The organism is Methylobacterium sp. E-041, assembly GCF_022829665.1.
GTDB lineage: Bacteria > Pseudomonadota > Alphaproteobacteria > Rhizobiales > Beijerinckiaceae > Methylobacterium.
This window is the reverse complement of the sequence record NZ_JAKSYQ010000076.1, coordinates 1-26,755: the sequence shown is the minus strand read 5'-3', so window position 1 is coordinate 26,755 and position 26,755 is coordinate 1. Positions and strand designations below refer to the sequence as shown.

The 26,755-nt window shown below is 72.9% G+C and carries 26 protein-coding genes and 1 pseudogene; 18 read left to right on the top strand and 9 right to left on the bottom strand.

Going from position 1 to position 26,755, the window contains the following annotated elements; translation table 11 throughout:
* Positions 1-2: 2 nt before the first annotated feature.
* Positions 3-1,841, bottom strand: coding sequence for an outer membrane beta-barrel protein (locus MKK70_RS07025; protein WP_243946543.1), 1,839 nt, complete (start codon positions 1,839-1,841; stop codon positions 3-5).
* 198 nt (positions 1,842-2,039) lie between these two features.
* On the opposite strand from MKK70_RS07025, the gene mutL reads away from it, so the two are divergent.
* Positions 2,040-3,992, top strand: coding sequence for a DNA mismatch repair endonuclease MutL (gene mutL, locus MKK70_RS07020; protein WP_243946541.1), 1,953 nt, complete (start codon positions 2,040-2,042; stop codon positions 3,990-3,992).
* A 16-nt stretch (positions 3,993-4,008) separates the two neighbouring features.
* Here the strand turns inward: mutL and MKK70_RS07015 are convergent, their stop codons facing one another.
* Positions 4,009-4,254, bottom strand: a complete 246-nt coding sequence (locus MKK70_RS07015) for a hypothetical protein (protein ID WP_147844588.1) — start codon at positions 4,252-4,254, stop codon at positions 4,009-4,011.
* 166 nt (positions 4,255-4,420) lie between these two features.
* Between MKK70_RS07015 and MKK70_RS07010 the strand changes: the two genes are divergently transcribed.
* From MKK70_RS07010 to kdsA, 3 genes are read left to right on the top strand one after another with little or no spacing between them, the layout of a single operon-like run.
* Positions 4,421-5,716, top strand: a complete 1,296-nt coding sequence (locus MKK70_RS07010) for an aminotransferase class I/II-fold pyridoxal phosphate-dependent enzyme (RefSeq protein ID WP_243946538.1) — start codon at positions 4,421-4,423, stop codon at positions 5,714-5,716.
* Positions 5,713-6,237: a hypothetical protein gene (locus tag MKK70_RS07005; protein ID WP_243933823.1), complete on the top strand. Its 525-nt coding sequence runs from the start codon at positions 5,713-5,715 to the stop codon at positions 6,235-6,237. Before MKK70_RS07010 ends, MKK70_RS07005 begins: the two co-directional genes overlap by 4 nt.
* Before the next feature lie 10 nt (positions 6,238-6,247).
* The gene (gene kdsA / locus MKK70_RS07000; RefSeq protein WP_243935832.1) at positions 6,248-7,105 is read left to right on the top strand and encodes a 3-deoxy-8-phosphooctulonate synthase; all 858 of its coding nucleotides are present in this window, start codon (positions 6,248-6,250) and stop codon (positions 7,103-7,105) included.
* A 3-nt stretch (positions 7,106-7,108) separates the two neighbouring features.
* Here the strand turns inward: kdsA and MKK70_RS06995 are convergent, their stop codons facing one another.
* The gene (locus MKK70_RS06995) at positions 7,109-7,786 is read right to left on the bottom strand and encodes a class I SAM-dependent methyltransferase (protein WP_243935833.1); all 678 of its coding nucleotides are present in this window, start codon (positions 7,784-7,786) and stop codon (positions 7,109-7,111) included.
* A gap of 346 nt (positions 7,787-8,132) precedes the next feature.
* On the opposite strand from MKK70_RS06995, the gene MKK70_RS06990 reads away from it, so the two are divergent.
* Positions 8,133-8,375: a DUF6894 family protein gene (locus MKK70_RS06990; RefSeq protein WP_147729487.1), complete on the top strand. Its 243-nt coding sequence runs from the start codon at positions 8,133-8,135 to the stop codon at positions 8,373-8,375.
* A gap of 46 nt (positions 8,376-8,421) precedes the next feature.
* Here the strand turns inward: MKK70_RS06990 and MKK70_RS06985 are convergent, their stop codons facing one another.
* From MKK70_RS06985 to MKK70_RS06975, 3 genes are read right to left on the bottom strand one after another with little or no spacing between them, the layout of a single operon-like run.
* Complete coding sequence (locus MKK70_RS06985) at positions 8,422-11,598, bottom strand: ATP-binding protein (protein WP_243946536.1); 3,177 nt, start codon at positions 11,596-11,598, stop codon at positions 8,422-8,424.
* 7 nt (positions 11,599-11,605) lie between these two features.
* The gene (locus MKK70_RS06980; protein ID WP_147729365.1) at positions 11,606-12,292 is read right to left on the bottom strand and encodes a hypothetical protein; all 687 of its coding nucleotides are present in this window, start codon (positions 12,290-12,292) and stop codon (positions 11,606-11,608) included.
* Entirely contained in the window at positions 12,289-13,314 is a 1,026-nt protein-coding gene (locus tag MKK70_RS06975) for a DUF559 domain-containing protein (protein ID WP_243946534.1), read from the bottom strand. Before MKK70_RS06975 ends, MKK70_RS06980 begins: the two co-directional genes overlap by 4 nt.
* 256 nt (positions 13,315-13,570) lie before the next feature.
* Between MKK70_RS06975 and MKK70_RS06970 the strand changes: the two genes are divergently transcribed.
* Positions 13,571-14,917 carry an APC family permease gene (locus MKK70_RS06970; RefSeq protein ID WP_243946532.1) on the top strand — a complete coding sequence of 449 codons (1,347 nt, stop codon included), beginning with the start codon at positions 13,571-13,573 and terminating at the stop codon, positions 14,915-14,917.
* Positions 14,918-14,989: 72 nt separating this feature from the next.
* Here the strand turns inward: MKK70_RS06970 and MKK70_RS06965 are convergent, their stop codons facing one another.
* The gene (locus tag MKK70_RS06965; RefSeq protein WP_243946705.1) at positions 14,990-15,652 is read right to left on the bottom strand and encodes an SAM-dependent methyltransferase; all 663 of its coding nucleotides are present in this window, start codon (positions 15,650-15,652) and stop codon (positions 14,990-14,992) included.
* A 273-nt stretch (positions 15,653-15,925) separates the two neighbouring features.
* Between MKK70_RS06965 and MKK70_RS06960 the strand changes: the two genes are divergently transcribed.
* From MKK70_RS06960 to MKK70_RS06940, 5 genes are all read left to right on the top strand, one after another.
* Positions 15,926-16,159, top strand: a complete 234-nt coding sequence (locus MKK70_RS06960) for a DUF2171 domain-containing protein (RefSeq protein ID WP_243933815.1) — start codon at positions 15,926-15,928, stop codon at positions 16,157-16,159.
* A 170-nt stretch (positions 16,160-16,329) separates the two neighbouring features.
* Complete coding sequence (locus tag MKK70_RS06955; RefSeq protein WP_243946530.1) at positions 16,330-16,533, top strand: hypothetical protein; 204 nt, start codon at positions 16,330-16,332, stop codon at positions 16,531-16,533.
* 285 nt (positions 16,534-16,818) lie between these two features.
* Positions 16,819-17,094: a PsiF family protein gene (locus MKK70_RS06950; protein ID WP_147728969.1), complete on the top strand. Its 276-nt coding sequence runs from the start codon at positions 16,819-16,821 to the stop codon at positions 17,092-17,094.
* 85 nt (positions 17,095-17,179) lie between these two features.
* Complete coding sequence (locus MKK70_RS30555) at positions 17,180-17,581, top strand: hypothetical protein (protein WP_279603553.1); 402 nt, start codon at positions 17,180-17,182, stop codon at positions 17,579-17,581.
* Positions 17,578-17,745, top strand: coding sequence for a hypothetical protein (locus MKK70_RS06940; protein WP_243946528.1), 168 nt, complete (start codon positions 17,578-17,580; stop codon positions 17,743-17,745). Before MKK70_RS30555 ends, MKK70_RS06940 begins: the two co-directional genes overlap by 4 nt.
* A gap of 284 nt (positions 17,746-18,029) precedes the next feature.
* Here the strand turns inward: MKK70_RS06940 and MKK70_RS06935 are convergent, their stop codons facing one another.
* Entirely contained in the window at positions 18,030-18,359 is a 330-nt protein-coding gene (locus MKK70_RS06935; RefSeq protein WP_243946526.1) for a hypothetical protein, read from the bottom strand.
* 59 nt (positions 18,360-18,418) lie between these two features.
* Between MKK70_RS06935 and MKK70_RS06930 the strand changes: the two genes are divergently transcribed.
* From MKK70_RS06930 to MKK70_RS06900, 7 genes are all read left to right on the top strand, one after another.
* Entirely contained in the window at positions 18,419-19,522 is a 1,104-nt protein-coding gene (locus tag MKK70_RS06930) for an LLM class flavin-dependent oxidoreductase (protein WP_243946524.1), read from the top strand.
* Positions 19,522-20,457 (top strand): ABC transporter substrate-binding protein, encoded by a 936-nt coding sequence (locus MKK70_RS06925; RefSeq protein ID WP_243946522.1) that lies wholly within the window; start codon positions 19,522-19,524, stop codon positions 20,455-20,457. The genes MKK70_RS06930 and MKK70_RS06925 overlap by 1 nt, the downstream gene beginning before the upstream one ends.
* A 25-nt stretch (positions 20,458-20,482) precedes the next feature.
* A complete protein-coding gene (locus tag MKK70_RS06920) occupies positions 20,483-21,004 on the top strand; it encodes a cupin domain-containing protein (protein ID WP_147726206.1) in 522 nt (173 codons plus the stop codon).
* Between the two features lie 109 nt (positions 21,005-21,113).
* Positions 21,114-22,481 (top strand): LLM class flavin-dependent oxidoreductase, encoded by a 1,368-nt coding sequence (locus MKK70_RS06915; RefSeq protein WP_243946520.1) that lies wholly within the window; start codon positions 21,114-21,116, stop codon positions 22,479-22,481.
* Entirely contained in the window at positions 22,478-23,803 is a 1,326-nt protein-coding gene (locus tag MKK70_RS06910) for an LLM class flavin-dependent oxidoreductase (RefSeq protein ID WP_243946518.1), read from the top strand. The genes MKK70_RS06915 and MKK70_RS06910 overlap by 4 nt, the downstream gene beginning before the upstream one ends.
* A gap of 209 nt (positions 23,804-24,012) precedes the next feature.
* Complete coding sequence (locus MKK70_RS06905) at positions 24,013-25,353, top strand: amidohydrolase family protein (RefSeq protein ID WP_243946516.1); 1,341 nt, start codon at positions 24,013-24,015, stop codon at positions 25,351-25,353.
* Positions 25,354-25,385: 32 nt separating this feature from the next.
* Positions 25,386-26,489, top strand: coding sequence for an IS5 family transposase (locus tag MKK70_RS06900; protein WP_243946515.1), 1,104 nt, complete (start codon positions 25,386-25,388; stop codon positions 26,487-26,489).
* Positions 26,490-26,615: 126 nt separating this feature from the next.
* Here MKK70_RS06900 and MKK70_RS06895 read toward each other — a convergent pair.
* Positions 26,616-26,755 (bottom strand): annotated as a pseudogene (locus MKK70_RS06895) (IS481 family transposase); the annotation flags it as partial.

The following is a 26,755-nucleotide window of genomic DNA, read 5'->3' as shown; positions in this document are numbered from 1 at the left end:
GGCTACGGGTTCACCCGCAGCCCGAGCAGGAAGGTGTTGTCGGAAAAGCTCGCCGTCGCCGCCGTGCTGGTGATCTCCTGGTAGAGGTAGGTGCCGCGCAGCGTCAGCCAGCGGTTGAAGCGGTAATCGAGCCGGGCGGTGGCCGAGAAGCCGGTCTCGCGGATCGACACCCCCTGGTAGTCGTTGCGGAGGTAGGCGCCGCCGACGATGATCGAGAGGTTGCGCAGGAGGTCGTGCTGCACCTCCAGCGTCGCCGTCTGGGTCAGGATGCCGCTGGAGCCGGGGACCGTCGTCTCGGTGACGCCGGCCTGCGCGTTCAGGCGCACGGTGGTCAGCGGGGTCGCCGCCCAGACCAGGGCGGCTGCGAGGATCGGCGCGTCGAGGCCGCGCAGGCTCGGGTCGACGTAGGTGCGGTGCTGAAGTCCGCCCGAGATCTCGCCGCTGATCGAGCGGGTGAAGTTCACGGTCGCGCCGACCGAGGCGGCGATGCCGTCGGAATCGCGGCGCAGGCCGCTGGTGTCGCGGCGCAGGTCGTAGACCCGCGTGTCGGCGAGCAGCTCGACGAAGGGGCTGATCTCCGGCGTCACCTCGTAGGCCGTGCGCAGGCGCATGCTGTACTGGTTCTGGTTGCGGTCGGCCTGGCTGATCACCGTCCCGTCCGACAGCCGGGCATCCTCGAACTCGGAGCGGTCGACCGAGCCGCGCAGGGACACCGAGAGCCGGTTGAAGGTCTCGGTCGCGCCGAGCGAGGTGCCGTAGGTCGCGACGATCGGCCGGTTGGTCGCGGTCACGGCCTGGAGGTTGGGGCTGCCGGTGCGTTGGGTGTCGACGAGGAAGCGGGTCTCGGCGTCGATCCGCAGGTCGCGGTTGGCGTCGATCCGCAGGCGCACGGTGCCGGCCGCGTTCGGGCGGCTCGCAGCCTCGTTCTCCGGCGTCTCGAGGTAGCCGGCGCGCAACTCGCCGGCGAGCTCGCTCCGCGACCAGTCCGAGCGGAAATTCAGCTCCCCCTCGCTCCGGAGCGCGACCGAGCCCTTGGCGAGCGACGGCGTGGTCTGGTCCGGGTTGGTGTCGTAGCCGAGGCTCTGGGTGAAGGACGGAAGCACCGTGAAGCTGCCGAGCCTGATCCCGAGCGGCGCGTAGGCGTCCTCGGTGGCGATCGGCCGCCGCAGGCTGTTGGTCAGCAGCGCCCCCGGCGTGAGGACGCCGCTCAGCGGGTTGATCAGCGGCAATCCCGGCGCCTGCGGCCGCGGCGCCTCGGCCGGCAGCGGCACGCCGACCACCGGGTTCTGGATCACCGGCGAGAGCCGCAGGGCCGGCGCGGGGATCTGGGTGACATCCTGGGTGTAGCGCTTGGTCGCCGTCCCCAGGCGCCGGGGCGGCGCCGCGCGCTGACGCAGCAGGCTGATCGGGGCGCGGTTGTTGGTGCCGGACGTGGCGCCGCCGGTGCGGCTGCCGGAGGAGCGGACCCGGGTGTCGAGATTCGAGGCGCCGGCTTCGGCCCCGGTCGGCCCCGACAGGCTGGCGCCGCCGGAGGTGAGGCCGCCGGAGGATTCGCCGCCCGCCGCCTCGCCGGAATTGCCGTTGCCGAGGCGGGGCGGGCCCTCCGACAGGCGGTTGCGGCGCAGCACCGGCAATCCGTCCTGGCCGGGATCCTGTCCGATGCCCGGGTTGTCGGGCTGGCCGGCGACGGGGCTCAGGGATTCGAACCGCGTTGCCTGCGCCTGCGCCGGGCCGGGGAGGGCGATCGCGACGGCGGCCGGCAGGCCCGCGAGCAGCAGCGCGAGGCCGCAGGCAAGGCCCGCCTCCCGTCGCGCATGCCCCTCGCCCTCCAAGCCCAGCACCGGATCCCGACTCCCCTGGCTGGGCGCGTGCGAAGACGACCGTCGCACCGCTTCCGCGTGGTTAACGAAGGCTAGCCGGGCGTGGTTAATGCAGCGTCAACGGCACGGGGCGGCGGAGCATCGGAGGAGACCGGATCCACCGGCGGATCGCCGCCGCCGATGGATCGAGGCGCGGGCAGGGTCTATAAGCGGCCGGACATGTCCGCCCCGCAGCCCGTCCGCCGTCTCGACCCGGTCCTCGTCGACCGCATCGCCGCGGGCGAGGTGGTCGAGCGGCCGGCCTCGGCGGTCAAGGAGCTGGTCGAGAACGCGATCGATGCCGGCGCCCGCAGCATCGCGGTGACGATCGAGGCCGGCGGCCGGCGGCTGATCCGGGTGGTCGACGACGGCGCCGGCATGTCGCCGGACGACCTGCTGCTCGCCGTCGAGCGCCACGCCACCTCGAAGCTGCCGGGCGGCGACCTGACCCGGATCGACACGCTGGGTTTCCGCGGCGAGGCGCTGCCTTCGATCGGCGCGGTCTCGCGGCTGTCGATCACCACCCGCACGGCGGACGCGGATTCGGGCGCGGCGCTCACCGTCGAGGCGGGCCTGCGCGGCGCGGTGCGCCCGGCGCCGGCGGCGCGCGGCACCCGGATCGAGGTCACCGACCTGTTCTCGGCGACGCCGGCGCGGCTGAAGTTCCTGAAATCCGACCGCGCCGAGAGCGCGGCGGTCTCCGACATCCTGCGCCGGCTCGCGGTGGCGCAGCCCGCGATCCGCTTCACGCTGACGAGCGAGAACGGCACGCCGCTGGTGCTGCCGGCCCTCGCCGGAGCCGAGCCGGACGACGCGACCGCGAGCCTCGCCCGGCTCGCGCAGGTGCTGGGATCGGACTTCGCCGCGAACGCCCTGCCGGTGGCGATGGCGCGGGAGGGCTTCTCGCTCACCGGCCATGTCGGGCTGCCGACCTTCCACCGCGGCGCGGCCAACCACATCCACTTCACGGTGAACGGCCGGCCGGTGCGCGACCGCCTGCTGCTCGGTGCGGTGCGCGGCGCCTACGCCGACACCCTGCGCTCCGACCGTCATCCGGTGCTCGGGCTGGCGATCGCCTGCGAGCCCGGCCTCGTCGACGTCAACGTCCACCCGGCCAAGACCGAGGTGCGGTTCCGCGATCCGGGGCTGGTGCGGGCGCTCGTCGTCAGCGCGATCCACGAGGCGCTGCGCCGCGGCGGGGCGCGGGCCTCGACCGGCGTGGCGGCCCGCACCCTCGAGGCACTGCGTCCCTCGGGCGGCATCCCGTTGACGCAGCATGGCGGGACGGCGAGCCCGAGCCTGTTCCAGAGCGCGCGGACCGGCCTGTTCCGCCCGGGCACCCCGTCCGTCGCGGCCCCGTCCGGCTTCCACCGGCCGGCGCCGGATCGGCCGCACGGCTTCGGCGAGGCGGCGCAGGCACCGCTGGCGCCGGACGGCGCGGCCGACGCCTTTCCGGATCCGATGGCCGACCTGGCGCCGCCCGCGGCCGACCTGCGCAGCCTCGATGGCGCCGAGGATGCCCTCGACCATCCCCTCGGCGCCGCGCGGGCGCAGCTGCACGAGACCTACATCGTCGCGCAGACCCGCGACGGCGTGGTGATCGTCGACCAGCACGCGGCGCACGAGCGCCTCGTCTACGAGCGGATGAAGCGCGAGCGCGCGGCGGGCGGCATCCTGCGCCAGGGCCTCTTGATCCCCGACGTGATCGAGATGGCGCCCGAGGCCGCCGAGCGGCTGGCCGCGGCCGCCCCCCAGCTCGACCGGCTCGGCCTGTCGCTGGAAGCCTTCGGCCCCGGGGCGGTGCTGGTGCGCGCGATGCCCGCGGCTTTGGCCGGCGCCTCGGTGCGCGACCTCGTCGCCGACATCCTCGACGCGCTGGACGACAGCGGGGTCGAGGAGGGCGGGGCCGGGGCCCTGGAGGACGGCCCGCTCGGGCGGCGCCTCGACGCGGTGCTGTCGCGGATGAGCTGCCACGGCTCGATCCGCGCCGGAAGGCGCCTGCGCCCGGAGGAGATGAACGCGCTCTTGCGCGCCATGGAGGCGACGCCGAATTCCGGCCAGTGCAACCACGGCCGCCCGACCTACGTCGCCCTCGGCCGCCACGACATCGAGCGGCTGTTCGGGAGACGCTGAGCGGGGTGGCGCCCGGTCAGTCCGGGATCGCGAACCCGATCGACTGGCACAGGATCGCGACCATCGTCACGCCGCCGGCGACGAGCCCCATCCGGTCCGGGCGCGCGGGCGCCGACGGCGCGGCGCCGAGACGCAGCTCGTCCTCGTAGCGTGCCAGGATCCAGGCCTGCAGCGACGGTGCGGTCAGGGCGAGCCAGGCCCACAGGCCGATCGCCACGAAACCCAGGGCCTGTCCGCCATAGGTGAAGACGTCGTCGATCATGGCGCTCTCGGAGCGAGCACCCCCTCGCCGCGAACCTAGCCCAGCCGTCCGGCACCTGGAAAGCCCGGTCGGGGTTCGACCGCGTCGCCGACGCGCCTTTCGCGTGCGCTCGCACACGGATCGGCCTATGACACGCCCGACATCCGAATAACCCGGCGCCTTCCCGATGACCGCACTCGCAGATCTGTCCCCCGCCGAACTGGCCGCGCGCTACGCGCAGGCGCAGGGCGCCTACGAGGCGTTCCGCGCCCGCGGGCTCAAGCTCGACATGACCCGGGGCAAGCCCTCGCCCGAGCAGCTCGACCTCGCGTCGGGCATGCTGGCGCTGCCCGGCAACGGCGACCACACCACGGCGTCGGGGGAGGATGCCCGCAACTACGGCGGCCTGCAGGGCCTGGCGGAGGCGCGCGCGCTGTTCGGGCCGGCGCTGCTCGGCGTGCCCGCGGAGCAGGTGGTGGTGGCCGAGAACGCGAGCCTCGCCGTGATGCACGACTGCATCGTCTGGGCGATGCTGAAGGGCGTGCCGGGCTCGGAGCGCCCGTGGTCGCGCGAGGAGGCGCCGGCCTTCCTCTGCCCGGTGCCGGGCTACGACCGCCACTTCGCCCTGTGCGAGGAATTCGGCATCCGCATGCTGCCGGTGCCGATGACGCCGGACGGGCCGGACATGGAGGTGGTCGAGGCCCTCGTCGCCGACCCGGCGGTGAAGGGGATGTGGTGCGTCCCGAAATACTCGAACCCGTCCGGCGAGATCTATTCGGAGGAGACCGTCCGGCGGCTCGCCGCGATGAAGGCCGGCGCCCCGGACTTCCGCCTGTTCTGGGACAACGCCTACGCCGTCCACCACCTCACGCCCGAGCACCACGCGATCCCCGACATCCTGGAAGCCTGCCGGGCGGCCGGGCATCCGGACCGCGCCTTCATCTTCGCCTCGACCTCGAAGATCACGCTCGCCGGCGCGGGGCTGGCCTTCTTCGCCGGCTCCCCCGACAACGTGCGCTGGTACCTCGCGCGGGCGGGCAAGCGCACGATCGGCCCGGACAAGCTGAACCAGCTCCGGCACGTCCGCTTCCTGCGCGACGCGGCGGGGCTCACCGCCCACATGGAGCGCCAGCGCGAGCTCCTCGCCCCGAAGTTCTCCGCCGTCACCGAGGCGCTCGCGCGGCACCTGACCGGGACGGACGTGGCCTGGAGCCGGCCCGAGGGCGGCTACTTCGTCAGCGTGGACGCCGGCGTCGGCACCGCCGAGCGCATCGTCGAGCTGGCCAAGGGCGCCGGCATCGGCCTGACGCCGGCCGGCGCGACCTTCCCCTACGGCCGCGACCCCCGCGACGCGGCGCTGCGGCTGGCGCCGTCCTATCCGAGCCTGTCCGAGGTCCGGGAGGCGGCAGAAGGGATCGCGCTCTGCATCCTGCTCGCCGCGCTCGAATCGGAGCGGGCGGTGCGCGCGGCGCCGCAGGAATGAGCGGCCTGCTCCGGGCGGCCGGCTTCCTCGTCCTGGCGGCGACGCTGCCGGCCTGCGCCGCGCCGCGCGCCGCGCGCGTCGCGTCCTGCGACGGGCTGACCGCCGCGATGATCCGCGCCACCGGCGCCTCGCTCGCCGGCCGCGCCGGCACGCGCGCGGTGTTCCGCGCGACCGATGCCGAGCGCATGAGCCTCGATTGCCGGGCGCCGGCGCGGATGGTGTTCGCCTCCCGAGACCGCGAGCCGGAGCGCGGCTTCTACGAGCTGATCGGCCGGGCGGCGCGTGCGCTCGCCGGCGCGGACGCCGAGACCGCCGAGGTGCTGGCACGGCAGGTCCACCAGGATTCGCTGCTGGCCGACGCACCGCGCCAGGGCGTCGCCGGCAAGGCGGCCCTGCGCTGCGAGACCGGGCCGCGGGCCGACGCGCTGGCCGGCGACCTCACCGTCTGCGTGCTGGTGCCGAACCGGCCGCCCGCCCTGCGCCGCAAGGCCGGACTTTCGCGGGAGGCTCCGGCGGGCTAAGCCTCCGGCCATGCCCGATTCCACCGACAGCCCAACGCCCAGGACCGTCCGCGCCGGCACGGTCGCCTTCGGCAACCACCTGCCGCTGGCGCTGATCGCCGGCCCGTGCCAGCTCGAGAGCCGCGACCACGCGCTCGAGATCGCGGCCGCGCTGAAGGAGATGGCGGAGTCCCTCGGGATCGCCCTGGTGTTCAAGGCCTCGTTCGACAAGGCGAACCGCACCTCGGGCGGCGCCGCCCGCGGCATCGGGTTGTCCGGCGCGCTGCCGATCTTCGCCGAGATCAAGGCGCGCTACGGCCTGCCGGTGCTCACCGATGTGCACGATGCCGGGCAGTGCGGGCCGGCGGCCGAGGTGGTCGACGTGCTCCAGATCCCGGCCTTCCTGTGCCGGCAGACCGACCTGCTGCTGGCCGCCGCCGCCACCGGCCGCGTGGTCAACGTGAAGAAGGGCCAGTTCCTCGCACCCTGGGACATGCAGCACGTGGCCGCCAAGGTCACCGGGGCCGGCAACCCGAACGTGATCGTCACCGAACGCGGCGCCTCGTTCGGCTACAACACCCTGGTCTCCGACATGCGCAGCCTGCCGATCATGGCCGCGGTGACGGGCGGCGCGCCGGTGGTGTTCGATGCGACCCACTCGGTGCAGCAGCCGGGCGGGCAGGGAGGAAGCTCGGGCGGCGAGCGCCGCTTCGTCGCCGTGCTGGCGCGGGCCGCCGTCGCGGTCGGCGTCGCGGGTGTCTTCATCGAGACCCACCCCGATCCCGATCGCGCCCCCTCCGACGGCCCCAACATGGTGGCGCTGCGGGACATGCCGGCGCTCGTGTCCGAGCTCCTGGCCTTCGACCGGCTGGCCAAGGCGCACGCGTAAGGCTCAGGACGTGGTCGCCGCCACGAGGACGTGCGCGCGCAGCGGCTGCGACAGGACGTGGCGCCCGCCCGCATCCGTCTCGGCGGCGGCCGCGAAGGCGTCGGCGATCGCCGACGCGTTGTCGCGGATCGCGGCACGCCGCGCCGGATCGACCGCCGCCACGCGCTCGAGGAAGGCGTCGCGGTCGGCGAAGGCCTCGCGGCGCACGAACCTCGTGTCGGACAGGCAGAGGAACGCCCCGGCCGCGATCGCTGCGGCGATGGCGCCCTGCGCCGCGGCGCGGATCGCGGTCTCGTCCTCGACCGGCTTGAGCGCCGAGAAGAAGCTGCCCTCGGCCAGCGGCTCGACCACGACGATCCGGCCGCCCGGTGCGACGACCCGGGCCGCCTCGTCCAGCGCCGCGCGCGGGTCGGGAACGTGGTGCAGGGCGTTGAGGATGACCGCGCCGCCGAAGGTCCCGTCGGAGAACGGCAGGGCCTCGGCGGAGCAGATCTCGAAGGCGCAGTCCGGCGCCCGGCGCCGGGCCGCCGCGACCGCCGCTTCGCCGGGGTCGATCCCCGTCACCCGCGCGCCGTGGCCGGCCAGCGCAGCCGACATCGCCCCGGGGCCGCACCCGATATCGACGATGCGGCGCCCCGCGATCGGCGAGAACGCGTCGAGGACGAGCGAGAGGGTATCCATGGGGCAAGGTCCGGTCCGGGCGTTCCGGAGCACCATCGCGGGGCGGCCGGCACGGTGCAACCGCCGCGGGGCCGCGAGCGGGAACGCCGCGATCATCCGGCTGCAGCGGCCCGCGGGTTCTGTCGGGGCGTTACGAACGCGCCGCTTCGTGATCGCGAGATCAATCGTCGCGCCTGTTCACCCGTCCATCCCCCTGATAGTTTCCCGCTCATCACACGCATTCGGTTCTCGCAGCAGGCATCCATCACCGGAGGTCCTGATCGGCGTCACCTGCGACCGAACGATCATTCCCACGGAAGAGCGGATGCCGTATCTGTGGGATAAAATCCCACGGATATGTCCCGCAATGCCGCGCTTCACCATCGACCTGCATGACGGCGCGCACTTCGTGCGCGACACCGAAGGCTTCGATCTGCCCGATGCGGATGCCGCGCGCGAGAAGCTCGTCCGGATCATGTCGAAGATCGCGCAGGGCTTCGCGGCCGTCCCCGAGCGCCAGGACTACCTCGCTGTGGTCCGCGACGAGCACCGGAAGGTCGTCTTCCGGGCCCGTCTCTCGCTGGACATCGAGACGTTCGACGTCGGCTGAGCGCGGAGGACGGACCCTCGCGCGGCGCCGGCCGGGCATCGGCGCGTCACCGCGGCGTCGCGGGGCCGGCGGCCGAGCGCCTGGCGATGTCGACGACCTGCTCGGGCGTCGGCGGGTTCGCCGGGTGGTGGCTCAGGCACAGCGGCGTCCGCAGCTTGACCGGGCGGCCGGAGCCCTCGGTGGAGAAGTAGAACTCGCCCGCTCCGAGCTTGCCGATATCCGCCGCCGTCCCGCCGCTGGCGGCCAGGATCTCCTGGGCCGCCGCGATGGTCGCGGGCGCGCTCTGCCGACCGAAGACCTGCGTCGTGCAGTTCGAGACCACCTGATTGTGGATGCCGCGCGGCACCTGCGTCGCCACGATCATGCCGAGCCCGTACTTGCGCGCCTGCGCCACCAGCTTGATGCCGCTGCCGAGGCTCAGCGCCTGCCGCTGCGCGGGCAGGAAGGTCTGCGCCTCGTCCACCACGTAGAGCAGGCCGCGCGGCGACGGGTTGCGCTTGACCCAGCCGAACAGGGCCATCTGCAGCCGGTTGACGAAATCCTCCCGGGCCGCGTCCGATCCGAGGCCGGCGAGGTTGATCACGGAGATGCGGGTGCGGTCGCCGCCGAAGAACAGGATCGCGGGATCGAGTGCCGCGCCCTCGGCCTTCAGCAGCGGGTTCGTCGCCACCGCGGCGTGGAGCTGGTCGGCCATGCCGGCGGCGAGCTTGCCGGCCTCGCGGATGCGGCTCACGTCGTCGGGCAGATCGGCCAGGAGCGCGGTGAAGGCCGCGAGGTCGCCGCCGCCGTCGGCCGCGAACAGGCGGAGCGCGTCGGCGAGGACGCCGCGTTGCAGCTCCTTCTTCGCGCCGGCGAGCGGCCCCAGCGTCTCGGCGGCCATCTCGACGGCCTGCTGGCGCTCGTCGCGGTCGTCGCCGAGGCCGCGAAAATCCGGCATCGCCGACAGGAACACCGGGTTGCCGGCATGCACCCCCGGCGTCCAGACCACGACCTCGACCCGGGCCCGGTAGACGCGGGCCTTGGCGTCGTCGTCTGCGGTGAACCGGCCCGGCCGCTCGGGCCAGGCTTCGCCGAGGCGCGACAGGTCGTTGTTGGGATCGATCACGATGGCCGGAATGCCGGCCAGCGCCGCCTCCTCGACGAGGCGGCGCAGCAGCACGGTCTTGCCCGAGCCCGAGCCGGCGATGATCGCGGTGTGGCGCGGCAGCAGCCGGATCGGCAGGGTCACGGGCTCGCCGCCCGCGCTCATGCGATGACCGATCGGGATCTTGGACGGCGCCGCATTCGCCTCCCCGTTCGGACGCGGGCGGTCCTCGCCGCGGTCGGGGCGTAGCCTCAGCGGCGCGTGACCCGCCCCCGCCGATGCGGTCTCGCGCGGCATGCCGGGGGGGGCCTCCACCGCGGACGCCGGGGAGCGGCGCGGGCCGGCATCCGGCTCGCCGAGGCCGGCCCGCTGGAAGAGGGCGGTCGCGCGCACGAAGCGCCCGGCCCGGAGCCAGGCCTCGAAGCGGTCGAGCCGCCCCTCCGCCGACGCCGCATCCCGCAGGTCGCGCAACGCGACGAAGGTGCGCAGGTCGTCCTCGTCCGGGTCGATCAGCACGCCGTTGGCCGCAGTGAACAGGTCAACCAGCTGCTTGGTCTTGGCGCCGCCCGGCACCGGCCCGCGCCGGACGATCAGCAACTCCCGCCCGGGCATGCGGGCCGAGATGCCCGAGGCGGTGAGCGCCGCCCGCAGCCGAGCCTGGAAGGCGATGGCGTTCTGGTGCAGCAGCGCGCGGTAGCAGACGTGCCGCTCGCGGTCGTTCTCGTCCCGGTGGGTCAGCGTGAGGCGGCCGTGCAGCGGCGGGATCCTCTGCTCCGGCTCGCCCTTGCTCGCCACGTCGAGGGCGTTGTCCGGGTCGTCCTCCAGCGCGTAGAGGTCGAAGGCCGCGCGCAGCACCTCGGCGAGGGCGTCGTCCTCCCCGTCGAGGAGGTCGCCGATCTCGGCTCTCGCCTTCGCGCCGGCGAGGTCGAAGAGCGTCTCGGACGTGTCCCGATCCACTTTCTCGATCCGCCCCGTAAGGTCGTCGCAGAGGGAGACCCGCCCCTCCGCCAGGCAGGCGCGGCGGAAGGCGTCGCACCGCATCAGGATCGTGCGCGGCATCATCCCGGCCTCGGCTGCCGCCGCGATCGCGGCCTCGCTGTAGGGCCAGGACGGGAAGGGCGGCGTGAAGCCGGCCTCGAGGCAGGCCGGGCGCATGCGCCCGACGATCAGCGCGGCGGCGGCCGTGCGATCGCTCATCCCGCGGAGGTAGATGTCGTCCGTGAAGCGGTGCCGCGTCGCCCCCGTGGTCCGCTCGCCGAGGCGGGCCCAGGATTCCGGGAGGCAGGTCACCACGGTCATGCTGCGGTCGCAGACGGTGTGGAGCTCGAGAAGGCCGGCGCCGAGCACCTCGGCGAGGCCCGCCGCCCCGTCGAGGTCGTCCGTGGCCGCGAGCCGGCTCGCCTCGATCACGCCGTCGATCTGGTCGATGGCGATGAGCGTCGGCCCGCTCAGCGCCATGATCCAGCACATGCCGCGCACAAGGTCGATCGGGGCCGGCGGCGGCGTCTTGAAGCCCAGCGCGGCCCGCTCGCCCGGGTCGGCGTCGTAGCCCTGAAGCCACGCATGCGCGAGGCCGACGGCGCTGAAATCCTGGGAGCGCAGCAGGCACAGGGCGCGGAAGACATCGAGGTGCTTCAGCGCCCGCGCCGCGTCGACGCTCATCAGGGCCCTGACCAGCACGTCGACGATGCGGCGCGCGTCCATGTTGGGAGTGTTGAACGCGGCCTCGACCTGGGCCTCGACCTTGAACCGGCGGGCGACGCCCGCCAGCACGGCGTCCGACTGGCGGCGCCCGTCCGGCATCGCCTGGAGCAGGGCCGTGACGAAGCTGAGCGCCGCGCTGCGCCAGAAATCGGTCAGGCCGAGCACGTCGAGGGGGACGAACCAGCCGCCCTGCCGCCAGACCTCGCGGCGCAGCTGCCCGACGGGATGGGTCTTGCCGATGCCGGGCTGGCCGACGAGGGCGCGTCCCTTGGCCCGCTGGTCGGGGGTGCGCGCCTCGGCGCGGAGGTCCGCGACCAGCGCCGGCACCAGGGCCTCGTTGGGGGCGCCGGTCGGCGGCGCGTCGATCCAGATGCTGTCGAGGGTGCGGACCCAGTCGAAATCGACACGGCGCAGGGCGTCGAGGGCGTCGCTCATCGGGCGGTCACCGGATCCAGAGGATGTGGAAGGGTTCGCCGGCCGGGCTGTAGGCGGCGGCGTGCTCGGCCGGCGTGAGGGCCTTCGGGTCGCTGAACTGGCTGAGGCGGGCGGTCGCGTCCTTCCGGAGGATGGCGGCAAGGCCCGAATCCACCGTGGCGCGGTCGAGGTCGGCGAGCGCCGCGCGCAGGTCGCTGAGCCGAACGGCCTCGGCGCGGGCGCCACCGGTGAGGTCGAGATAGGCGGCCTCGATGCGCGCGCGCAGCTGGCGCGGGCCGAGGGGCCTTCCCGCCTTCGGCGCGGCCTTTCGCGGGGCCGCCGCCCGGCGCTTCGGAGCCGCCTTGGTCTCGGGAGCGGGTTCGGGCGCAGTTTCCGGCGGGGAGCCGACCAGGTCCGCCAGCGTCTGCCCGGTCGCGGCGAGGTGGCGATCGATGCGCCCGAGCCAATCCCGAAGGACGCGCAGGTTCGGCGGCAGCGGCGCCTGCAGGTTCCGCCCGGCCCAGTGCCAGCCCCGATCCGTCACCGAGAGGACGAACGACCGGCCGGCCTTCTCGACGGCGATCAGGCCCGCGGCGGCCAGGGCCTCCCGGTCCGGCTTCCTCACCGCCGGCACCAGCGTGCCTTGCGCGGCACGGCCGCAGCGCCCCAGGAGGCACCAGAGAACCAGGCTCTGCGTCGGCGTCGGCTCGCTCATCGAAACCCCTTCAGCGCTCGCGCGCGCCGCACGACGGCGCGGATCTTCTCGATCGCCAGGCCCGGATCGGCCTCCACCTGCGCGTTGGTGAGGCGCAGCACGAGATAGCCGGCGACCAGGAGTTCGTAGTCCCGGTGGCGGTCGGCGTCGAAAGCCGCCGCGGCGCGGTGCTCGGGTCCGTCGAGCTCGACCACGACGCCGCCCGCCTCCCACAGCAGGTCGACCCGGGGCACGAACCGGCCGCCGCCGAGCAGCACGCGGGCGTTGCCCTCGAACAGGCCGGCAAGGTCGGCGTCGCGCGCCAGCGCGTCCTCCATCCGCCGCTCCACGGCACTGGCAGGGTGGGCGCGGGAGCGGGCCGGGATGAAGCGCACCGCGGCGGCGACCGGCTCGCGCAGAACCTCGTACGCACCGTAGAGAACCCGGTCGAAGGGCGGCATCGGGGGCGGGGCCGCCGGCAGCGCGACGACCAAGGCGGCGCCGCAGGCGGCGCACCGCTCCAGCGCCTCGATCAGCGCGGCCGCGCGCACCGGGCTCGACGGATCGACCTCCGCGACGAGCGCGACGCCCGCCGGATCGATCGTCCGAAGCAGCTGGGCGAGCTCGAAACCCCGATCGAGATGCCGGAACCGCGGCGGGGCGCCGGCGCCCGCGCGCTTGGCCGCCGCCCTGAGCCAGGGGCGGGACACGCGCAGGTCGTCGGGCGCGGCATCGGCAGCCGCGTCGAGGCCGTGCCAGTCGGGCCACCGGGAAAGGGCGAGGTCGGCGAAGTCGTCGAGCAGGCGATCGAGCACGGCCTCGGCCGTCCGCGCCGCATCGGCTTCGAGGAACAGCACGCCCCGCTCCGCCGCGCCCGCCGCGTCGAGGGCGGCGCCGACGCCGTCGCACCCGATGCCGACGAGGACGAGCCGCTCGCCCGCCCGCAGACCCTGAATCGTCCGCCCGAGCTCGCCGAGCGGCAACCGCCGGCGCGGCGCATCCCCGCATCCGGCGGCGTCGGCGCGATCGGGGATCGCGCTCACGTCCGAAGGCTCATGCCGACGCTTCCGCCCCCGCGTTTCCGCAACCTTTCAACACGGATCGACGGCTCGGCGCTACCGTATCGTCACCGTGAGGTTGCGGACCGCCCGTGTCCCGATGTCGCGCGGCGGGTGCCTGCCGATCGGTGTCCGCATCCGCCGAGGCCGGTGCCTGCCCCTCTCCGGGCGGAACCGCGCCGTCGCGGGGCCCGAGCCCTCGCGCTTGATCGCGCGGGTCGGCGCGGCGATGATCGCGGCCATGTCCGACATCGGTGATCCGCCCGCGGCGCGAACGGCGCCGCTCGTCTCGACCCGGGCGGCGACGTCGATCGTGATCGCCGACATGGTCGGGGTCGGCGTCTTCACCAGCCTCGGCTTCCAGGTCACGGACATCACGTCCGGCTTCACGCTGCTGCTGCTGTGGTTCGTCGGCGGCGTCGTCGCTCTGTGCGGGGCGTTCAGCTACGCCGAGCTGGCGGCGATGTTTCCCCGCTCCAGCGGCGAGTACAACTTCCTCACCCGCGCCTACGGCCCCGCCTTCGGCTTCATGGCCGGCTGGCTCTCCGCGACGGTCGGGTTCGCCGCGCCGGTGGCGCTCGCGGCGATGGCGTTCGGCCAGTATGCGCAGGCGATCCTGCCGGGGACCCCGCCCTTGCCCCTCGGCCTCGCGGTCGTCTGGGGGGTGACCGCCATCCGCCTGGTCGGGGGCCGCCACGGCGATGCGATCCAGGTCGGCTTCACGCTGCTGAAGCTCGCGCTGATCGTGCTCTTCATCGTCGCGGGCTTCGCCGGCGGCGGGGGCGGGTCGACCGACTTCGCGCCGAGCGCCGCCGACCCGGGCCAGATCTTCAGCGCGAGCTTCGCGGTGAGCCTCGTCTTCGTGATGTACGCCTACACGGGCTGGAACGCGGCGACCTACATCGTCGGGGATCTGGCCGATCCGCCGCGCAGCCTGCCGCGGGCGCTGTTCGTCGGGACGGGCGTCGTGCTCGTGCTCTACGTCGCGCTGAACGCCGTGTTCCTCTACACGACACCGACCGCGGAGCTCGCCGGGCAGATCGAGGTCGCCCTGATCAGCGGGCGCCACGTGTTCGGCGAGGCGGGCGGGCGGCTCGTCGGCATCCTGATCTGCCTCGGCCTGATCCCGACGATCAGCGCCATGATGTGGATCGGGCCGAGCGTCACCGTGGCGATGGGCGAGGACGCGCCCTTGCTGCGCGTGTTCGCGCGGCGCGCCCGCACCGGCGTGCCCGTGGCCGCGACCCTGCTGCAGGCCGTCGTCGCGAGCCTGCTGCTCCTCACCCGCAGCTTCGAGGCGGTGCTGGAGTTCATCCAGTTCAGCCTGATCCTGTGCTCGTTCCTCACCGTCCTCGGCGTGATCAGGCTTCGCGTCACCCGGCCCGACCTGCCGCGGCCGGTCCGCGCCTGGGGCTATCCGGTCACGCCGCTGATCTTCCTCGGCGTCACGCTGTTCATGCTGGTCCACCTGGTCGCCTCGCGACCGCTCCAGTCGCTCGCGGGCTTCCTCTTGATGCTGGCCGGCCTGCTGCTCTTCGTCGTCGCGGACGGGCTGGCCCGGCGCAGGGACCGGACGCCGATGCGATGAGGCTGCTCCATCCCGAAGCCGATGCGTGCGACGCGAGGCCGGCCGAGGCCGCTCACCGCCCCCGAGGCGCGATCACGGCGTCGAGGCGGCACCCGGCTTGGTCGCGCGCAGCACGTCGAGCCGGTACTCGGCGGTTCGCGACTGCGCCAGCACCCGCGCGAAGCCCTTCGCACCGGCGATGAAGCCTTCGGCCGCGTCGTCGCCGGAAAGCGGGTAGTGGGTGACGCCGAGCCAGTGCACCAGCACGATGTCGGCCTCGGGCAGCACCGCGTTCTCCACCCGTGCGACGAGACGCGCGAGATCGGCCCGGTCGAGGTAGTAGGCCACCTCCGAGATCACGATTAGGTCGAACCGCCCGTCGGGCCATTGCCCCGGAACGGCGGCGAGCTGGAAGCGCGCATTCGCGCAATCGGCGCAGCGGGCGCGGGCCGCCTCGATCACGGAGGGAACCACGTCGAGCCCGACCACGGCATCGCAGCGCTGGCAGAGCTGGTGCGTGAACACCCCGATCGAGCAGCCGACATCGAGGGCGGACGCGTAGCGGGGCCGGGGCAGGGCGGCGAGCGTCGCCTGGTACTTGGCACGCTCGTAGGCGCTCGAGGCGAACTGCCAGGGATCGGCCTCGGTGGCGTACATGCCCTTGAAGTAGTCGGTGTCGAGGGACTTCGCGCGCCGGCCCGTCTCCGTCACAGCCGACCCTCCCGCCTCGCTCTCCGCACCCGCGGCGGCCGTCATCCCGAGCAGCGTGCCGGCGACGACGCCGCCCCCGGATCGCAGCAGGCTCCGGCGTGACGGTCGCTTGCAGTCGCGCACGATGAACCTCACCCCGTCCGTAGGCCTGTGATGAGCGCAACCGCATCCGCCCGGGACAGTTCCGCCGGAGCCCGCCCGCGTCAGGACGGCCCGATCGACAGCTCATGCCCGATCGACGGCCTGTGCCGGGAGCGTGAACGAGGAACATCGACGCGGCGCATCCCGTTGAGACAGCCGTATTATGGGAGAAAACGCATGGTCGACGTCGCGCAGATCAAGGAACACGCCGAGGTCGTCGGCTCGGACGGAGCCCACGTCGGCACGGTCGATCACGTCGACAAGGGCGAGATCAAGCTGACGAAGAAGGACGCGGCCGCCGGGGGCCTGCACCACTACATCCCGGTCGATTTCGTCCAGGCGGTCGAGGGCGACACCGTCCGCCTCGACCGGCCGGCCGAGGAGGTCAAGCGCGAGTGGTCGACGTCCTGACCCCATGGGATCCGCGGCGCCTGGGCGTCGCGTTCCGTCCCCGCACAGGTCCGAACCCGGTGTCCACGGCGTTCGGCGCAACGGGCGACGAGCCCCCGGCCAACCGCTGCCGGGCTCCGTCATCGACTCCGATGAGCGACCGGGAATGGCATCAACCGTGTTGAGCCGCAATGTCCGATGACGATGCCGAGGCGTTTCTGCGCGAAGTCCGCGCGGCGCTCGCCACCGCTCGCCCCGAGGAACCGTCCCTCGACAGCCTGCAGCGCCTGATGACCTGGCTGCAGACCACCGAGATGGAGGAAGCCCCGCCCGAGGCCGGCCGCGACGGCACGGAGGACGGGGAGGACGCCGTCCCCGAAGTCTCGGAGCCGTGATAGACGATCCGGACGGAAGGGCCGGCCCAAGCGTCGCGCCAGGCCCGGGGAGGCGACCCTGCCCGAGGGGGCAGGCAGGGCCGCCGCAGCGGATCGGGCAGATCTGCTGGCTGCCGAGGCAGTCAAGGCATGGTGCGGCAGACAGGTTGCCGAAGAATGACCGAACGGCGTTCGAATCGGACCGAAGTCGCAGAACCCGCGCAAACGCGTCGATCAACGATCCGTGTGGGGCGGAACGCCGGGCTGGGCGGATCCGTTTCAGCCGCCTCACGGGAGCGTACCATCATGAAGCTCGGTCTCGCCGCCTCGCTGGTCGCCAGCAGCCTTCTCCTCGTCGCCCCCGCACGTGCGCAGGGCACGGCGAACGCGCCCGGCGCGGTGCCGGGGTCGGCGGCCACCGCACCGGCGGCCAATCCCACGGCACCGGGGAGCAAGCCCGCGGCCCCGAAGGCGGATCGCACCGCGCGATCGAAGGAATGCTCGATGCAGGCCGACAAGCAGGGCCTGCACGGCAAGGCGCGCAAGGCCTTCCGGAATTCGTGCAAGCACGGCCGATCCTAATCCGGTCCTCCGGCGCGCCGCCTTGATCCCGCTCTCGCCGACCGTGCGTCCGCGACGTCGGCCCATCGGTGATGAGGTCGGCCGGATGCGGCTGTCCTTCCTCGGTGCCTGCATCCTGCTCGCCCTCGGCGGCTGCCAGGATCCGAAGCCCGGCCCCGCCGGCCCGGCCGGGCCGAAGGGCGACACCGGCCCGCCCGGCCCCCGAGGGGACGCGGGCCTCACCGGCGCGACCGGGCAGCGCGGCGCGACCGGCGACAGGGGCGAGCGCGGCGAGCCCGGTCCCGTCGGCCCCGCCCTCGACGGCCTGGTGCGGCAGGACGTGCTGTGCCGGCGCGACGAGATCCTGATCGGCGCCTATTGCCAAGGCTACGCGGTGCTTCCCTCGGTCACGATCACCGACGGCATCGCCACCGTCGGATGCATGGACCTGCAGTCCAAGCCCGCCAAGAACGCCCGACCGGTCGCGACCTGCCTGAAGAAGCCATGAGCGACCTCCAGTTCTGGCTCTTCCTCGCGGCCGCCATCCCCATCCTGCTCCTGCCGGCTGGGATCGCGGCCTGGAAGGGGCGCAACCTCTGGCCCGTCATCGCCCTGAGCCTCGTGTTCTGGCCGGGCGCGCTGGGTTTGGCCCTGCGGACCAGGCGGCGGTGACGGCGCTGACCGGTACTGCCGTGCATGCCCCCGGCATCGAGCGGACGACGCCGTTGCGCAGCATGCGCCGCGATGGTCCGCGGCGCCCTACCGGATGATTTGCCTGCCGGCCGATGCGGACGATGCTGGCGGACCCGGGATCACCGAGCCGCGGTCGCGCTCGCGGATGAAGCCGGCGACCGCCTCCGATTGCAGCGGCATCGAGAGGCGCTCGATGTGCGGGTCGTGCGCGAGCGCCTGCGTCGTCGCCCGTACGTTGGCGTAGGGGTTGCCCTCGGCGCGCTTCAGTAGGAAGGCGCGCGTCGATCGATGACGGCATCGAGTTCACGCATCCGTTCGCGAGACGGCGAGGGTTCGGTGCCGCTCCCGATGTTGCCGATGATGTCGCGGGATCGGACGAAGGACAGAAGGTCAGGAGCCTTTTGAAGAGTAGAATATAGTTCGCCAGCGGCCCCAGATCGGAGATCGTCTTTCTGGCTCGCCGTCTGCATTAAAAATTCCCTCTCGTTGACTTCGGGCGAGGCCGGGCGGATTTTTCGCAGCCCTTCCCGGTCCCGTCCGGCAGGCGTCGGACGCGCGTCCTCGCTCGGGTCGACCGCTTCGGGCGGCTGCACGCGCCATCGCGGCGCGCGGCACCCCGGCCTTCGAACGCCCGAGCGATCAGGAGAGTCCCATGAGCCATCTCCCGCCCGATGCCGTCGAGTTCATCGGCTTCGCGGCTCCTCGCCTGACCTCCGAGATCCATCCGGCGGAGGGTCCGGCGATCGACCGGGACTACCTCGACCGCCTCGCTCAGGCGCACGAGGCCGGCGGCTTCGACCGCATCCTCGTCGCCGCCTACTCGACGGCGCCGGACGCCCTGCTGATCGCGTCCCGGATCGCGGCGGTGGCGCGACGGATCGGGCTGATGATCGCCCATCGCACCGGCTTCACCGCGCCGACGGTGGCCGCCCGGCAATTCGCGACGCTCGACCAGCTCACCGGCGGCCGCATCGCCATCCACGCGATCAGCGGCGGCGACGATCGGGACCTGGCACGCGACGGCGATCACCTGAGCAAGGACGAGCGCTACGCCAGGACGCGGGAATTCCTCGACGTCGCGCGCCTGTCCTGGACCGCGGAAACGCCGTTCGACTATTCCGGCAGCTTCTACCAAGTCGAGCAGGGGTTCTCGGAGGTGAAGCCGGTGCGGGCCGACGGCATCCCGGTGTTCTTCGGCGGCGCCTCGCCGGCGGCGCTCGACGTGGCCGGGCGCCATGCCGACACCTACGCCCTCTGGGGCGAGACGCTGGATCAGGTCCGCGACCTCATCGCCCGCGTCCGCGCCGCGGCGGCCCCCTACGGCCGGAATCCGCGCTTCAGCCTGTCGTTCCGGCCGATCCTCGCCGACACGGAGGCGGCGGCCTGGGCGCGGGCCGAGGCGATCCTCGCCAGGACCAGGGCCGTGCGCGCGGCCAGGGGCCTCGGCCCCGCGGCGACCCCGCAGAACGAGGGCGCGCGAAGGCTCCTCGCGGCGGCCGCGAGCGGCACCCGCCTGGACAAGCGCCTCTACACGGCGATCGCCGCCGAGACCGGCGCGGCCGGCAATTCCACCGCGCTCGTCGGCACGCCCGATCAGGTCGCCGAGGCGCTGCTCGACTATCACGACCTCGGCGTGCGCACCTTCCTGATCCGCGGCTTCGATCCGCTGGAGGATGCGATCGGCTACGGTCGCGACCTGCTGCCGGCCTTCCGCGCGCAGCTCGCCAACCGCTCCGCCACCGCGGACGCCGCCTGATGCGCGCGCTTCTGACGGTTCTCGCGCTCCTCGTTGCCCTGGTCCCCGCCCGGGCCGAGGACGTCCTCCGGGTCGGCGACCAGCGCGGCAACGCACGCGCGCTGATGGAGGCCGCCGGCGTCCTCGACGGGCTGCCCTACCGGCTGGCCTGGAGCGAGTTCCCGGCCGCCGCCCCGTTGCTCGAGGCCCTGAACGCCGGCGCGATCGATGCCGGCGGCGTCGGCGACGCGCCCTTCACCTTCGCCGCCGCCGCGGGCGTTCCGGTCAAGGCCTTCCTCGCCTTCCGGAACCGCCAGGACGGGCTCGCGATCCTGGCGGCGGCGGATTCGCCGATCCGCACGGTCGCCGACCTCAAGGGCAGGCGCATCGCGACGAACCGCGGCTCGATCGGGCATCAGGTGGTGCTCGCGGCCCTGGAGGAGGCCGGGCTGCCGGCCGATGCCGTCACCCTGAGCTTCCTGCCGCCGGCCGACGCCAAGATCGCCCTGGCCTCGGGCAGCGTCGACGCCTGGGCGACCTGGGAGCCCTACACCTCCACCGCCGAGCTCGCGGGCCTGGTCCGTGTCGTGCGCGACGGCAACGGCATCACGCCAGGCCTCAGCTTCGCCGTGGCGAGCGACGCCGCGCTGAAGGGCAAGCGTGCGCTGCTCGCCGATTTCGGGGAGCGGCTCGCGCGGGCCCGGGCCTGGGCGCTCGCCGACCCCGCCCCCTACGCGAAGGTCTGGTCGAAGCTCATCGGCCTGCTGGAGGCGGTGCCGCTGCGCTGGTTCGGCCGGGCGCAGTACCGCAACGTCCCGATCGACGAGGCCGTGATCGCCGACGAGCAGGCCAACATCGACCTCTACGTGCGCGCAGGCCTGATCCCGAAGGCGCGCGCGCCGCGGGCCGAGGCGATCTTCGACACGGGATTCCCACAACCGGCTGCGTTACGCTGATCGGCCGACGAGCAGGATTCGAGCGATGCACGATCACCACGACGACCCGCACGACCACCCGCACGCCCAGGCCGAGCCGGGTCCGGGCGCCGAGCGCTGGAAGCACGACGGCGTCCGGGTGATCCCCGGCGACAGGCTCGACGCCAACACGGCGCAGACGCCGGGCATGTTCCGGCAGGCGGCGATCAACCATGCCCGCGTCGGCGCGCAGAAGATCTGGGCCGGCACCGTGGCGATCGAGCCCGACGCCAAGACCGGGGTGCACCATCACGGCGCGCTGGAGAGCGTGATCTTCGTGCTGTCGGGGCGCGCCCGGATGCGCTGGGGCGACCGGCTCGAATACGTCGCCGAAGCGGGCCCCGGCGACTTCATCTTCGTTCCGCCCTACGTGCCGCATCAGGAGATCAACGCCTCGCCCGACGAGACGCTGCAATGCGTGCTCGTGCGCTCCGACAACGAGGCGGTGGTGGTCAACATCCCGGAGGTCGAGCCGGTGGAGCGGCCCGAGACCGTCCACTGGATCGATCCGATCCACAAGCATCCTTGAGGCCCGGCGCCGCGAGCGCTGAAACGGCGCAGGTCGCGGCGCGTTCTGCAATGCGGGCACCCGAGAGGCCCAGCGCGACATTCACCATCGGCCGGCGGGGCGGGACACCTTGAGACAGGACACGATGCGCCTCGGCGCGTTCTTCTACGCCACCGGCCACCACGTGGCGGGCTGGCGCCACCCGTCGAGCGAGGCCGACGGCGGCCTCAACCTCGAGCGCTATGTCGGCTGGGCGCAGCGGGCCGAGGCGGCGAAGTTCGACCTCGTCTTCCTCGAGGACGGCTCCGGCATCCGCGACTCGAACCTGCGCTCGAGCGAGCGGACCGCGCGCTCGGCGCATTTCGAGCCGGTGACGCTGCTGTCGGCGCTGGCCGCCGTCACCAGCCGGATCGGGCTCGTCGCGACCACCTCGACCAGCTTCAACGAGCCCTACAACGTCGCCCGGCGCTTCGCCTCGCTCGACCACCTCAGCGGCGGCCGGGCCGGCTGGAACCTCGTGACCTCCACGACCGACGCCGAGGCCGCCAATTTCGGCGAGGCCGGCATCGCCCGCCACGGCGACCGCTACGCCCGGGCCGAGGAGTTCGTCGACGTGGTGCTGGGCCTGTGGAACACCTGGGACGACGGCGCCGTCGTCATCGATCGCGCCAGCGGCCAGTTCTCGAAGCCGGACGGCTTCCGCCCGCTGAACCATCGCGGCACGCATTTCGAGGTGCGCGGACCGCTCAACATCGCGCGCACGCCGCAGGGCCAGCCGGTGGTGGTGCAGGCGGGCTCGTCGGGGCCGGGCAAGGATCTGGCGGCCCGCACCGCCGAGGTCGTGTTCACCGCCAACCAGACGCTCGCGGAAGCGGTCGAGTTCGCCGGCGACCTCAAGGCGCGCCTGCCGCGGTTCGGCCGCGAGCCCGGCGACCTCAAGGTCATGCCGGGCCTGTTTCCCGTCGTCGGGCGCAGCGAGGCGGAGGCGCGGGCCAAGTTCGAGGCGCTGCAGGACCTGATCGACCCGGTGGTGGGCCTCGCCCTGCTCGAGCGGATGGTCGGCGGCTTCGACCTCTCCGGGTTCGATCCCGACGGCCCGGTGCCGGAGCTGCCGGAGGCCGAGGGCGCCAAGTCGCGCCAGCAGCTGATGTTCGACCTCGCCCGCCGGGAGGGGCTGACCCTGCGCCAGCTCTACCTGCGGATCGCCGGGGCGCGGGGCCACTCGCAGATCGTCGGCATGCCCATGCAGGTCGCCGACGAGATGGAGGCCCGCTTCCGCGCCGGCGGCGCCGACGGCTTCAACATCATGCCCGCGACCCTGCCCGGCGGCCTCGACGACTTCATCGAGCTGGTCCTGCCGGAGCTGCGCCGGCGCGGCCTCGTCCGGACGGAGTACGAGGGCCGCACGCTGCGCGCGCATCTCGGCACGCGTCCGCCCGCGGGCTTCGGCCCGGCGGCGCCGTCCGGCTCGGGCAGCGGCACGAAGGAGGGACGATGAGCCGGGACCGACGCCTGCATCTCGGGGCGTTCATGCGCCCGCTCGGCATCCATACCGCCTGGTGGCGCTATCCCGGCGGGTACCCGGACGCCAACTTCAACCTCGAGCATCTCGTCCACTTCGCCCGCCGGCTGGAGGCGGCGAAGTTCGACGCCTTCTTCATGGCCGACCATCTCGCGGTGATGAACATGCCGCCGGCGGCCTTGCGCCGCTCGGCCACCGTGACCTCGTTCGATCCGCTAACCCTGCTGCCGGCGCTCGCCATGGTCACCGAGCGCATCGGGCTGATCGCCACCGCCTCGACGACCTACAACGAGCCCTACCACGTCGCCCGCAAGTTCGCCTCGCTCGACCACATCTCGAAGGGCCGCGCCGGCTGGAACCTCGTCACCTCGGGCAATCCCGACGAGGCGCACAACTTCGGCCGCGACGCGCATGTCGAGCACGCCACCCGCTACGCCCGCGCCCGCGAGTTCTTCGACGTGGTGACCGGCCTCTGGGACTCGTTCGCCGACGACGCCTTCCGCATGGACCCCGGGAGCGGGCTGTTCTTCGACCCCGACAGGATGCACGTCCTCGATCACCGCGGCGCGTTCCTGAAGGTGAAGGGCCCCCTCAACGTCGCCCGGCCGGTGCAGGGCTGGCCGGTGATCGTGCAGGCCGGCGCCTCCGAAGCCGGACGGCAGATCGCCGCCGAGACCGCCGAGGTGGTGTTCGGGTCGAGCTCCACCCTGGAGGCGGGCCAGTCGTTCTACGCCGACGTGAAGGGACGCATGCCGGCGCTCGGCCGAGACCCGGACCACCTCAAGATCCTGCCCGGCGCCTTCGTGGTGCTGGGCGGGACCGAGGACGAGGCCAGGGCCAAGAAGGCGCGGCTCGACGAGCTCGTCCATCCCGACAGCGGGCTCGCCAACCTCTCGGTGCGCCTCGGCGTCGACGCCTCGGGCTTCGCCCTCGACGCGCCGCTGCCCGAGATCCCCGAGACCAACGCGAGCAAGAGCGGGCAGGCACAGATCGTCGACTACGCCCGCAGGACCGGCGCGACGGTGCGGGAGCTGGCGCGCAAGGTCGGCGGCTACGGCGGCCTTCAGATGGTCGGGACCGCGGCACAGGTCGCCGACCGGATGGAGGAGTGGCTCGACGGCCGGGCCTGCGACGGCTTCAACGTGATGTTCCCCTTCGTGCCGGAAGGCCTCGACGACGTGGTCGACCGGCTGGTGCCGGAACTGCAGCGCCGCGACCTGTTCCGCCGGGACTACGAGGGGACGACCCTGCGAGACCATCTCGGCCTGCCGCGCCCGGGCAACCGCTTCTTCGCCTGAGGGCGCCCCCGGCAGACGATCCATCCCGGCACGCCCGTGCGTCGGTCCGAGGCGGATCGAAGCGCCGGGCAGCACCGCACGCCCGGATCGCCTCGACAAACCGGACGAAACGCCGTCAGATCGGCGCTCGAGAACCGCGCGGGGTCCCAGGTCGCACGCCAGAAGGAGCGACCGGCGAAGTCCCGTCGGCGATCCGGGAGGAGAGTGCGATGCGTCGGAACGCGCTGCTGTCGGCCCTGGCCGTCGCCACGAGCCTGTCCTGCATCGGCGGGGCCGCCGCCAAGCCGCTCGCCTTCACCGGCATCCGGCTGATCGACGGCCTGTCGGCCGAGCCGGTCGCGGATGCGGTGCTGGTCGTCGACGGCGACCGCATCGTCGCGGCGGGGCCGCGCATGGCGGTCGCGGTGCCGTCCGACGCCGAGATCCGCGAACGGCCCGGGCACACGATCATGCCGGGACTGATCTCCGATCACTCTCACGTCGGCATCGTAAGGGGCGTCGACGTCGGCGCCCGGAACTACACGCGCGAGACCATCCTCGCCCAGCTCGAAGCCTACACCGCCCGGGGCGTCACCACGATCATGGCGCTCGGGCTCAACGACGCGATCATGCCCGAGATCCGTGCCGAGGCGCATGCGGGTCTCATCCCCGGCGCCGACCTGTTCGGCGTCGACCGCGGCATCGGGGTGCCCGACGGCGGCCCGCCGCAGGCAATGGTGCGCGTCAGCCCGGATCAGCTCTTCCGCCCGGCGAACGCCGACGAGGGCCGCGACGCGGTCCGCGCGATGAAGGCGCGCGGCACCGACATGGTGAAGCTCTGGCTCGACGATTTCGGCGGCTCCGTGCCGGCCAAGATGCAGCCTTCCGTCTACGCGGCGGTGATCGACGAGGCCCATCGCCTCTGCCTGCGGGTCGCGGCCCACGTCCACGATCTCGAGGACGCGCGGGCCGTGGTCCGGGCCGGGGTCGACGTGCTGGCGCACGGCGTCCGCGACAAGCCGGTCGACCCGGACTTCGTCGCGCTGCTGAAGGCGCACGACACCTGGTACATCCCGACCCTGGCCCTCGACGAGGCGACCTTCGCCTACGCCGACGCGCCGGCCTGGGCGCAAACGCCCTTCGTCCGGACGGCGCTCGCGCCCGACCTCAAGGCGCGGTTCGACGACCCCGCCTGGCAGCGCGACACCCGCGCGAGCGCCAAGGCGCAGGCCGCGCGCGCCTCGCTGGCCACGAACCTCGCGAACCTCAAGGCGCTCCAGACCGCCGGCGTCTGGATCGGGTTCGGGACCGACAGCGGCGCGGCTCCCGAGCGCGTTCCCGGCGTGGCCGAGCACCGCGAGCTGGCGCTGATGGTGCAGGCCGGGTTCACGCCAATGGAAGCCCTGACCATCGCGACGGCGCGGGCGGCCGACCTCCTCGGCCTCGCCGACCGCGGCCGCCTGGAAGCGGGTCGCCGCGCCGATTTCGTCGTGCTCGCCGCCGATCCGTCCGAGGACATCGCCGCTAGCAGGCTGCTGCAGAAGTCGGTGGCGTTGCGGCATTGGAGATGATTCACTCTGCCTGAGCGAGGGGGAGTGTCGGGATGCGCGGGCGCGAGGCGGCTTCGGCCAACCTGTTCAGCTACGTGCGTCTGGACGAGCGTGTGCCGGCCGATCACCCGCTGCGGCCGATCCGGGCTTTGGCCGACGAGGTCCTGGCCGGACTGAACGGGCGCTTCGAGGTGCTGTATTCCCAGATGGGGCGGCCCTCGATCCCGCCGGAGACGCTTCTGCGGGCGACGCTGTTGCAGGCGTTCTTCTCGGTGCGTTCCGAGCGGATGCTGATGGAGCAGATCGATTACAATCTGCTGTTCCGCTGGTTTGTCGGGCTGGAGATCGATGCCGCCGTCTGGCACCCGACGGCGTTCACGCACAACCGCGACCGCCTGCTGGAGACGGAGGTGGCGCACGCCTTCCTGGCGGGGCTGCTGGCGCTCAAGCCGGTCAAGCGCCTGTTGTCGAGCGACCACTTCTCGGTGGACGGCACGATGATCGAGGCCTGGGCCTCGATGAAGAGCTTCCGGCCCAAGGACGGCTCGAGCGAGCCCCCGGGACTGGGCCGCAACGGCGAGCGCGACTTCCGCAAGGAGAAGCGCTCGAACGCGACGCATGCCTCGACCACCGACCCGGATGCCCGGCTCTACCGCAAGGCGGACGGCCAGGAGAGCCGGCTGTGCTACCTCGGCCACGCGCTGATGGAGAACCGCAACGGCCTGGTGGTGGATGCCAGCCTCACCTACGCCACCGGCACGGCCGAGCGCGAGGCGGCCCTGCTCATGCTCGACCGCCGCCCGCGCCGGCACCGGATCACGTTGGGCGCTGACAAGCTGTTCGATGTGGAGGCTTTCGTCGGCGACCTGCGGGCGCGGCAGGTGACGCCGCACATCGCGATCAACGGGGCGGTGTCGAAGACCGGCAAGGTCCGCAAGACCGCCGTCGATGGCCGCACGACCCGCCATGCCGGCTATGCGATCAGCCTGCGTTGCCGCAAGCGGATCGAGGAAGCGTTCGGCTGGATCAAGGCACAGGCCGGGTTGAGGAAGGTCAAGCTACGCGGGAAAGCCAAGGTCGAAGCGCTGTTCACCTTCGCGGCGGCCGCCTACAACCTCGTGCGCCTGCCCAAGCTGTTGGCATCACCTGCGGCTTGATCCTGGGGCAGATCGCCCCCGACCGCCGCCGGGGCGGTCGAGCGACGGCTCGCCGAGCAGACACACCCATCCAAACGACGAAAATCCTCCTCGCAATCGCAACAATGCGACTTCTGCAGCAGCCTGCTAGATGTTTGGTCCCGGCATTTGGTGGAGCGGGTTTGACCTGAAGCGACCGGGCTCGGCGGACCATGCTTTGCAGATGGCCTCGTAGGGCGTGAGACCCCGCAGGGTCTTCAGGCGGCGGCCAAAATTGTAGGCGCTCA

Coding starts and splice junctions, on each gene's coding strand:
- MKK70_RS06900 (WP_243946515.1), top strand. CDS start 25,386: ATGCGCGGGCGCGAGGCGGCTTCGGCCAACCTGTTCAGCTACGTGCGT.
- MKK70_RS06950 (WP_147728969.1), top strand. CDS start 16,819: ATGAAGCTCGGTCTCGCCGCCTCGCTGGTCGCCAGCAGCCTTCTCCTC.
- MKK70_RS07010 (WP_243946538.1), top strand. CDS start 4,421: ATGACCGCACTCGCAGATCTGTCCCCCGCCGAACTGGCCGCGCGCTAC.
- MKK70_RS06995 (WP_243935833.1), bottom strand. CDS start 7,786: ATGGATACCCTCTCGCTCGTCCTCGACGCGTTCTCGCCGATCGCGGGG.
- MKK70_RS06940 (WP_243946528.1), top strand. CDS start 17,578: ATGAGCGACCTCCAGTTCTGGCTCTTCCTCGCGGCCGCCATCCCCATC.
- MKK70_RS06985 (WP_243946536.1), bottom strand. CDS start 11,598: ATGAGCGACGCCCTCGACGCCCTGCGCCGTGTCGATTTCGACTGGGTC.
- mutL (WP_243946541.1), top strand. CDS start 2,040: ATGTCCGCCCCGCAGCCCGTCCGCCGTCTCGACCCGGTCCTCGTCGAC.
- MKK70_RS07005 (WP_243933823.1), top strand. CDS start 5,713: ATGAGCGGCCTGCTCCGGGCGGCCGGCTTCCTCGTCCTGGCGGCGACG.
- MKK70_RS06920 (WP_147726206.1), top strand. CDS start 20,483: ATGCACGATCACCACGACGACCCGCACGACCACCCGCACGCCCAGGCC.
- MKK70_RS06955 (WP_243946530.1), top strand. CDS start 16,330: ATGTCCGATGACGATGCCGAGGCGTTTCTGCGCGAAGTCCGCGCGGCG.
- MKK70_RS06925 (WP_243946522.1), top strand. CDS start 19,522: ATGCGCGCGCTTCTGACGGTTCTCGCGCTCCTCGTTGCCCTGGTCCCC.
- MKK70_RS06970 (WP_243946532.1), top strand. CDS start 13,571: ATGTCCGACATCGGTGATCCGCCCGCGGCGCGAACGGCGCCGCTCGTC.
- MKK70_RS06980 (WP_147729365.1), bottom strand. CDS start 12,292: ATGAGCGAGCCGACGCCGACGCAGAGCCTGGTTCTCTGGTGCCTCCTG.
- MKK70_RS06910 (WP_243946518.1), top strand. CDS start 22,478: ATGAGCCGGGACCGACGCCTGCATCTCGGGGCGTTCATGCGCCCGCTC.
- MKK70_RS30555 (WP_279603553.1), top strand. CDS start 17,180: ATGCGGCTGTCCTTCCTCGGTGCCTGCATCCTGCTCGCCCTCGGCGGC.
- MKK70_RS06965 (WP_243946705.1), bottom strand. CDS start 15,652: ATGACGGCCGCCGCGGGTGCGGAGAGCGAGGCGGGAGGGTCGGCTGTG.
- MKK70_RS06960 (WP_243933815.1), top strand. CDS start 15,926: ATGGTCGACGTCGCGCAGATCAAGGAACACGCCGAGGTCGTCGGCTCG.
- kdsA (WP_243935832.1), top strand. CDS start 6,248: ATGCCCGATTCCACCGACAGCCCAACGCCCAGGACCGTCCGCGCCGGC.
- MKK70_RS06905 (WP_243946516.1), top strand. CDS start 24,013: ATGCGTCGGAACGCGCTGCTGTCGGCCCTGGCCGTCGCCACGAGCCTG.
- MKK70_RS07015 (WP_147844588.1), bottom strand. CDS start 4,254: ATGATCGACGACGTCTTCACCTATGGCGGACAGGCCCTGGGTTTCGTG.
- MKK70_RS06930 (WP_243946524.1), top strand. CDS start 18,419: ATGAGCCATCTCCCGCCCGATGCCGTCGAGTTCATCGGCTTCGCGGCT.
- MKK70_RS06990 (WP_147729487.1), top strand. CDS start 8,133: ATGCCGCGCTTCACCATCGACCTGCATGACGGCGCGCACTTCGTGCGC.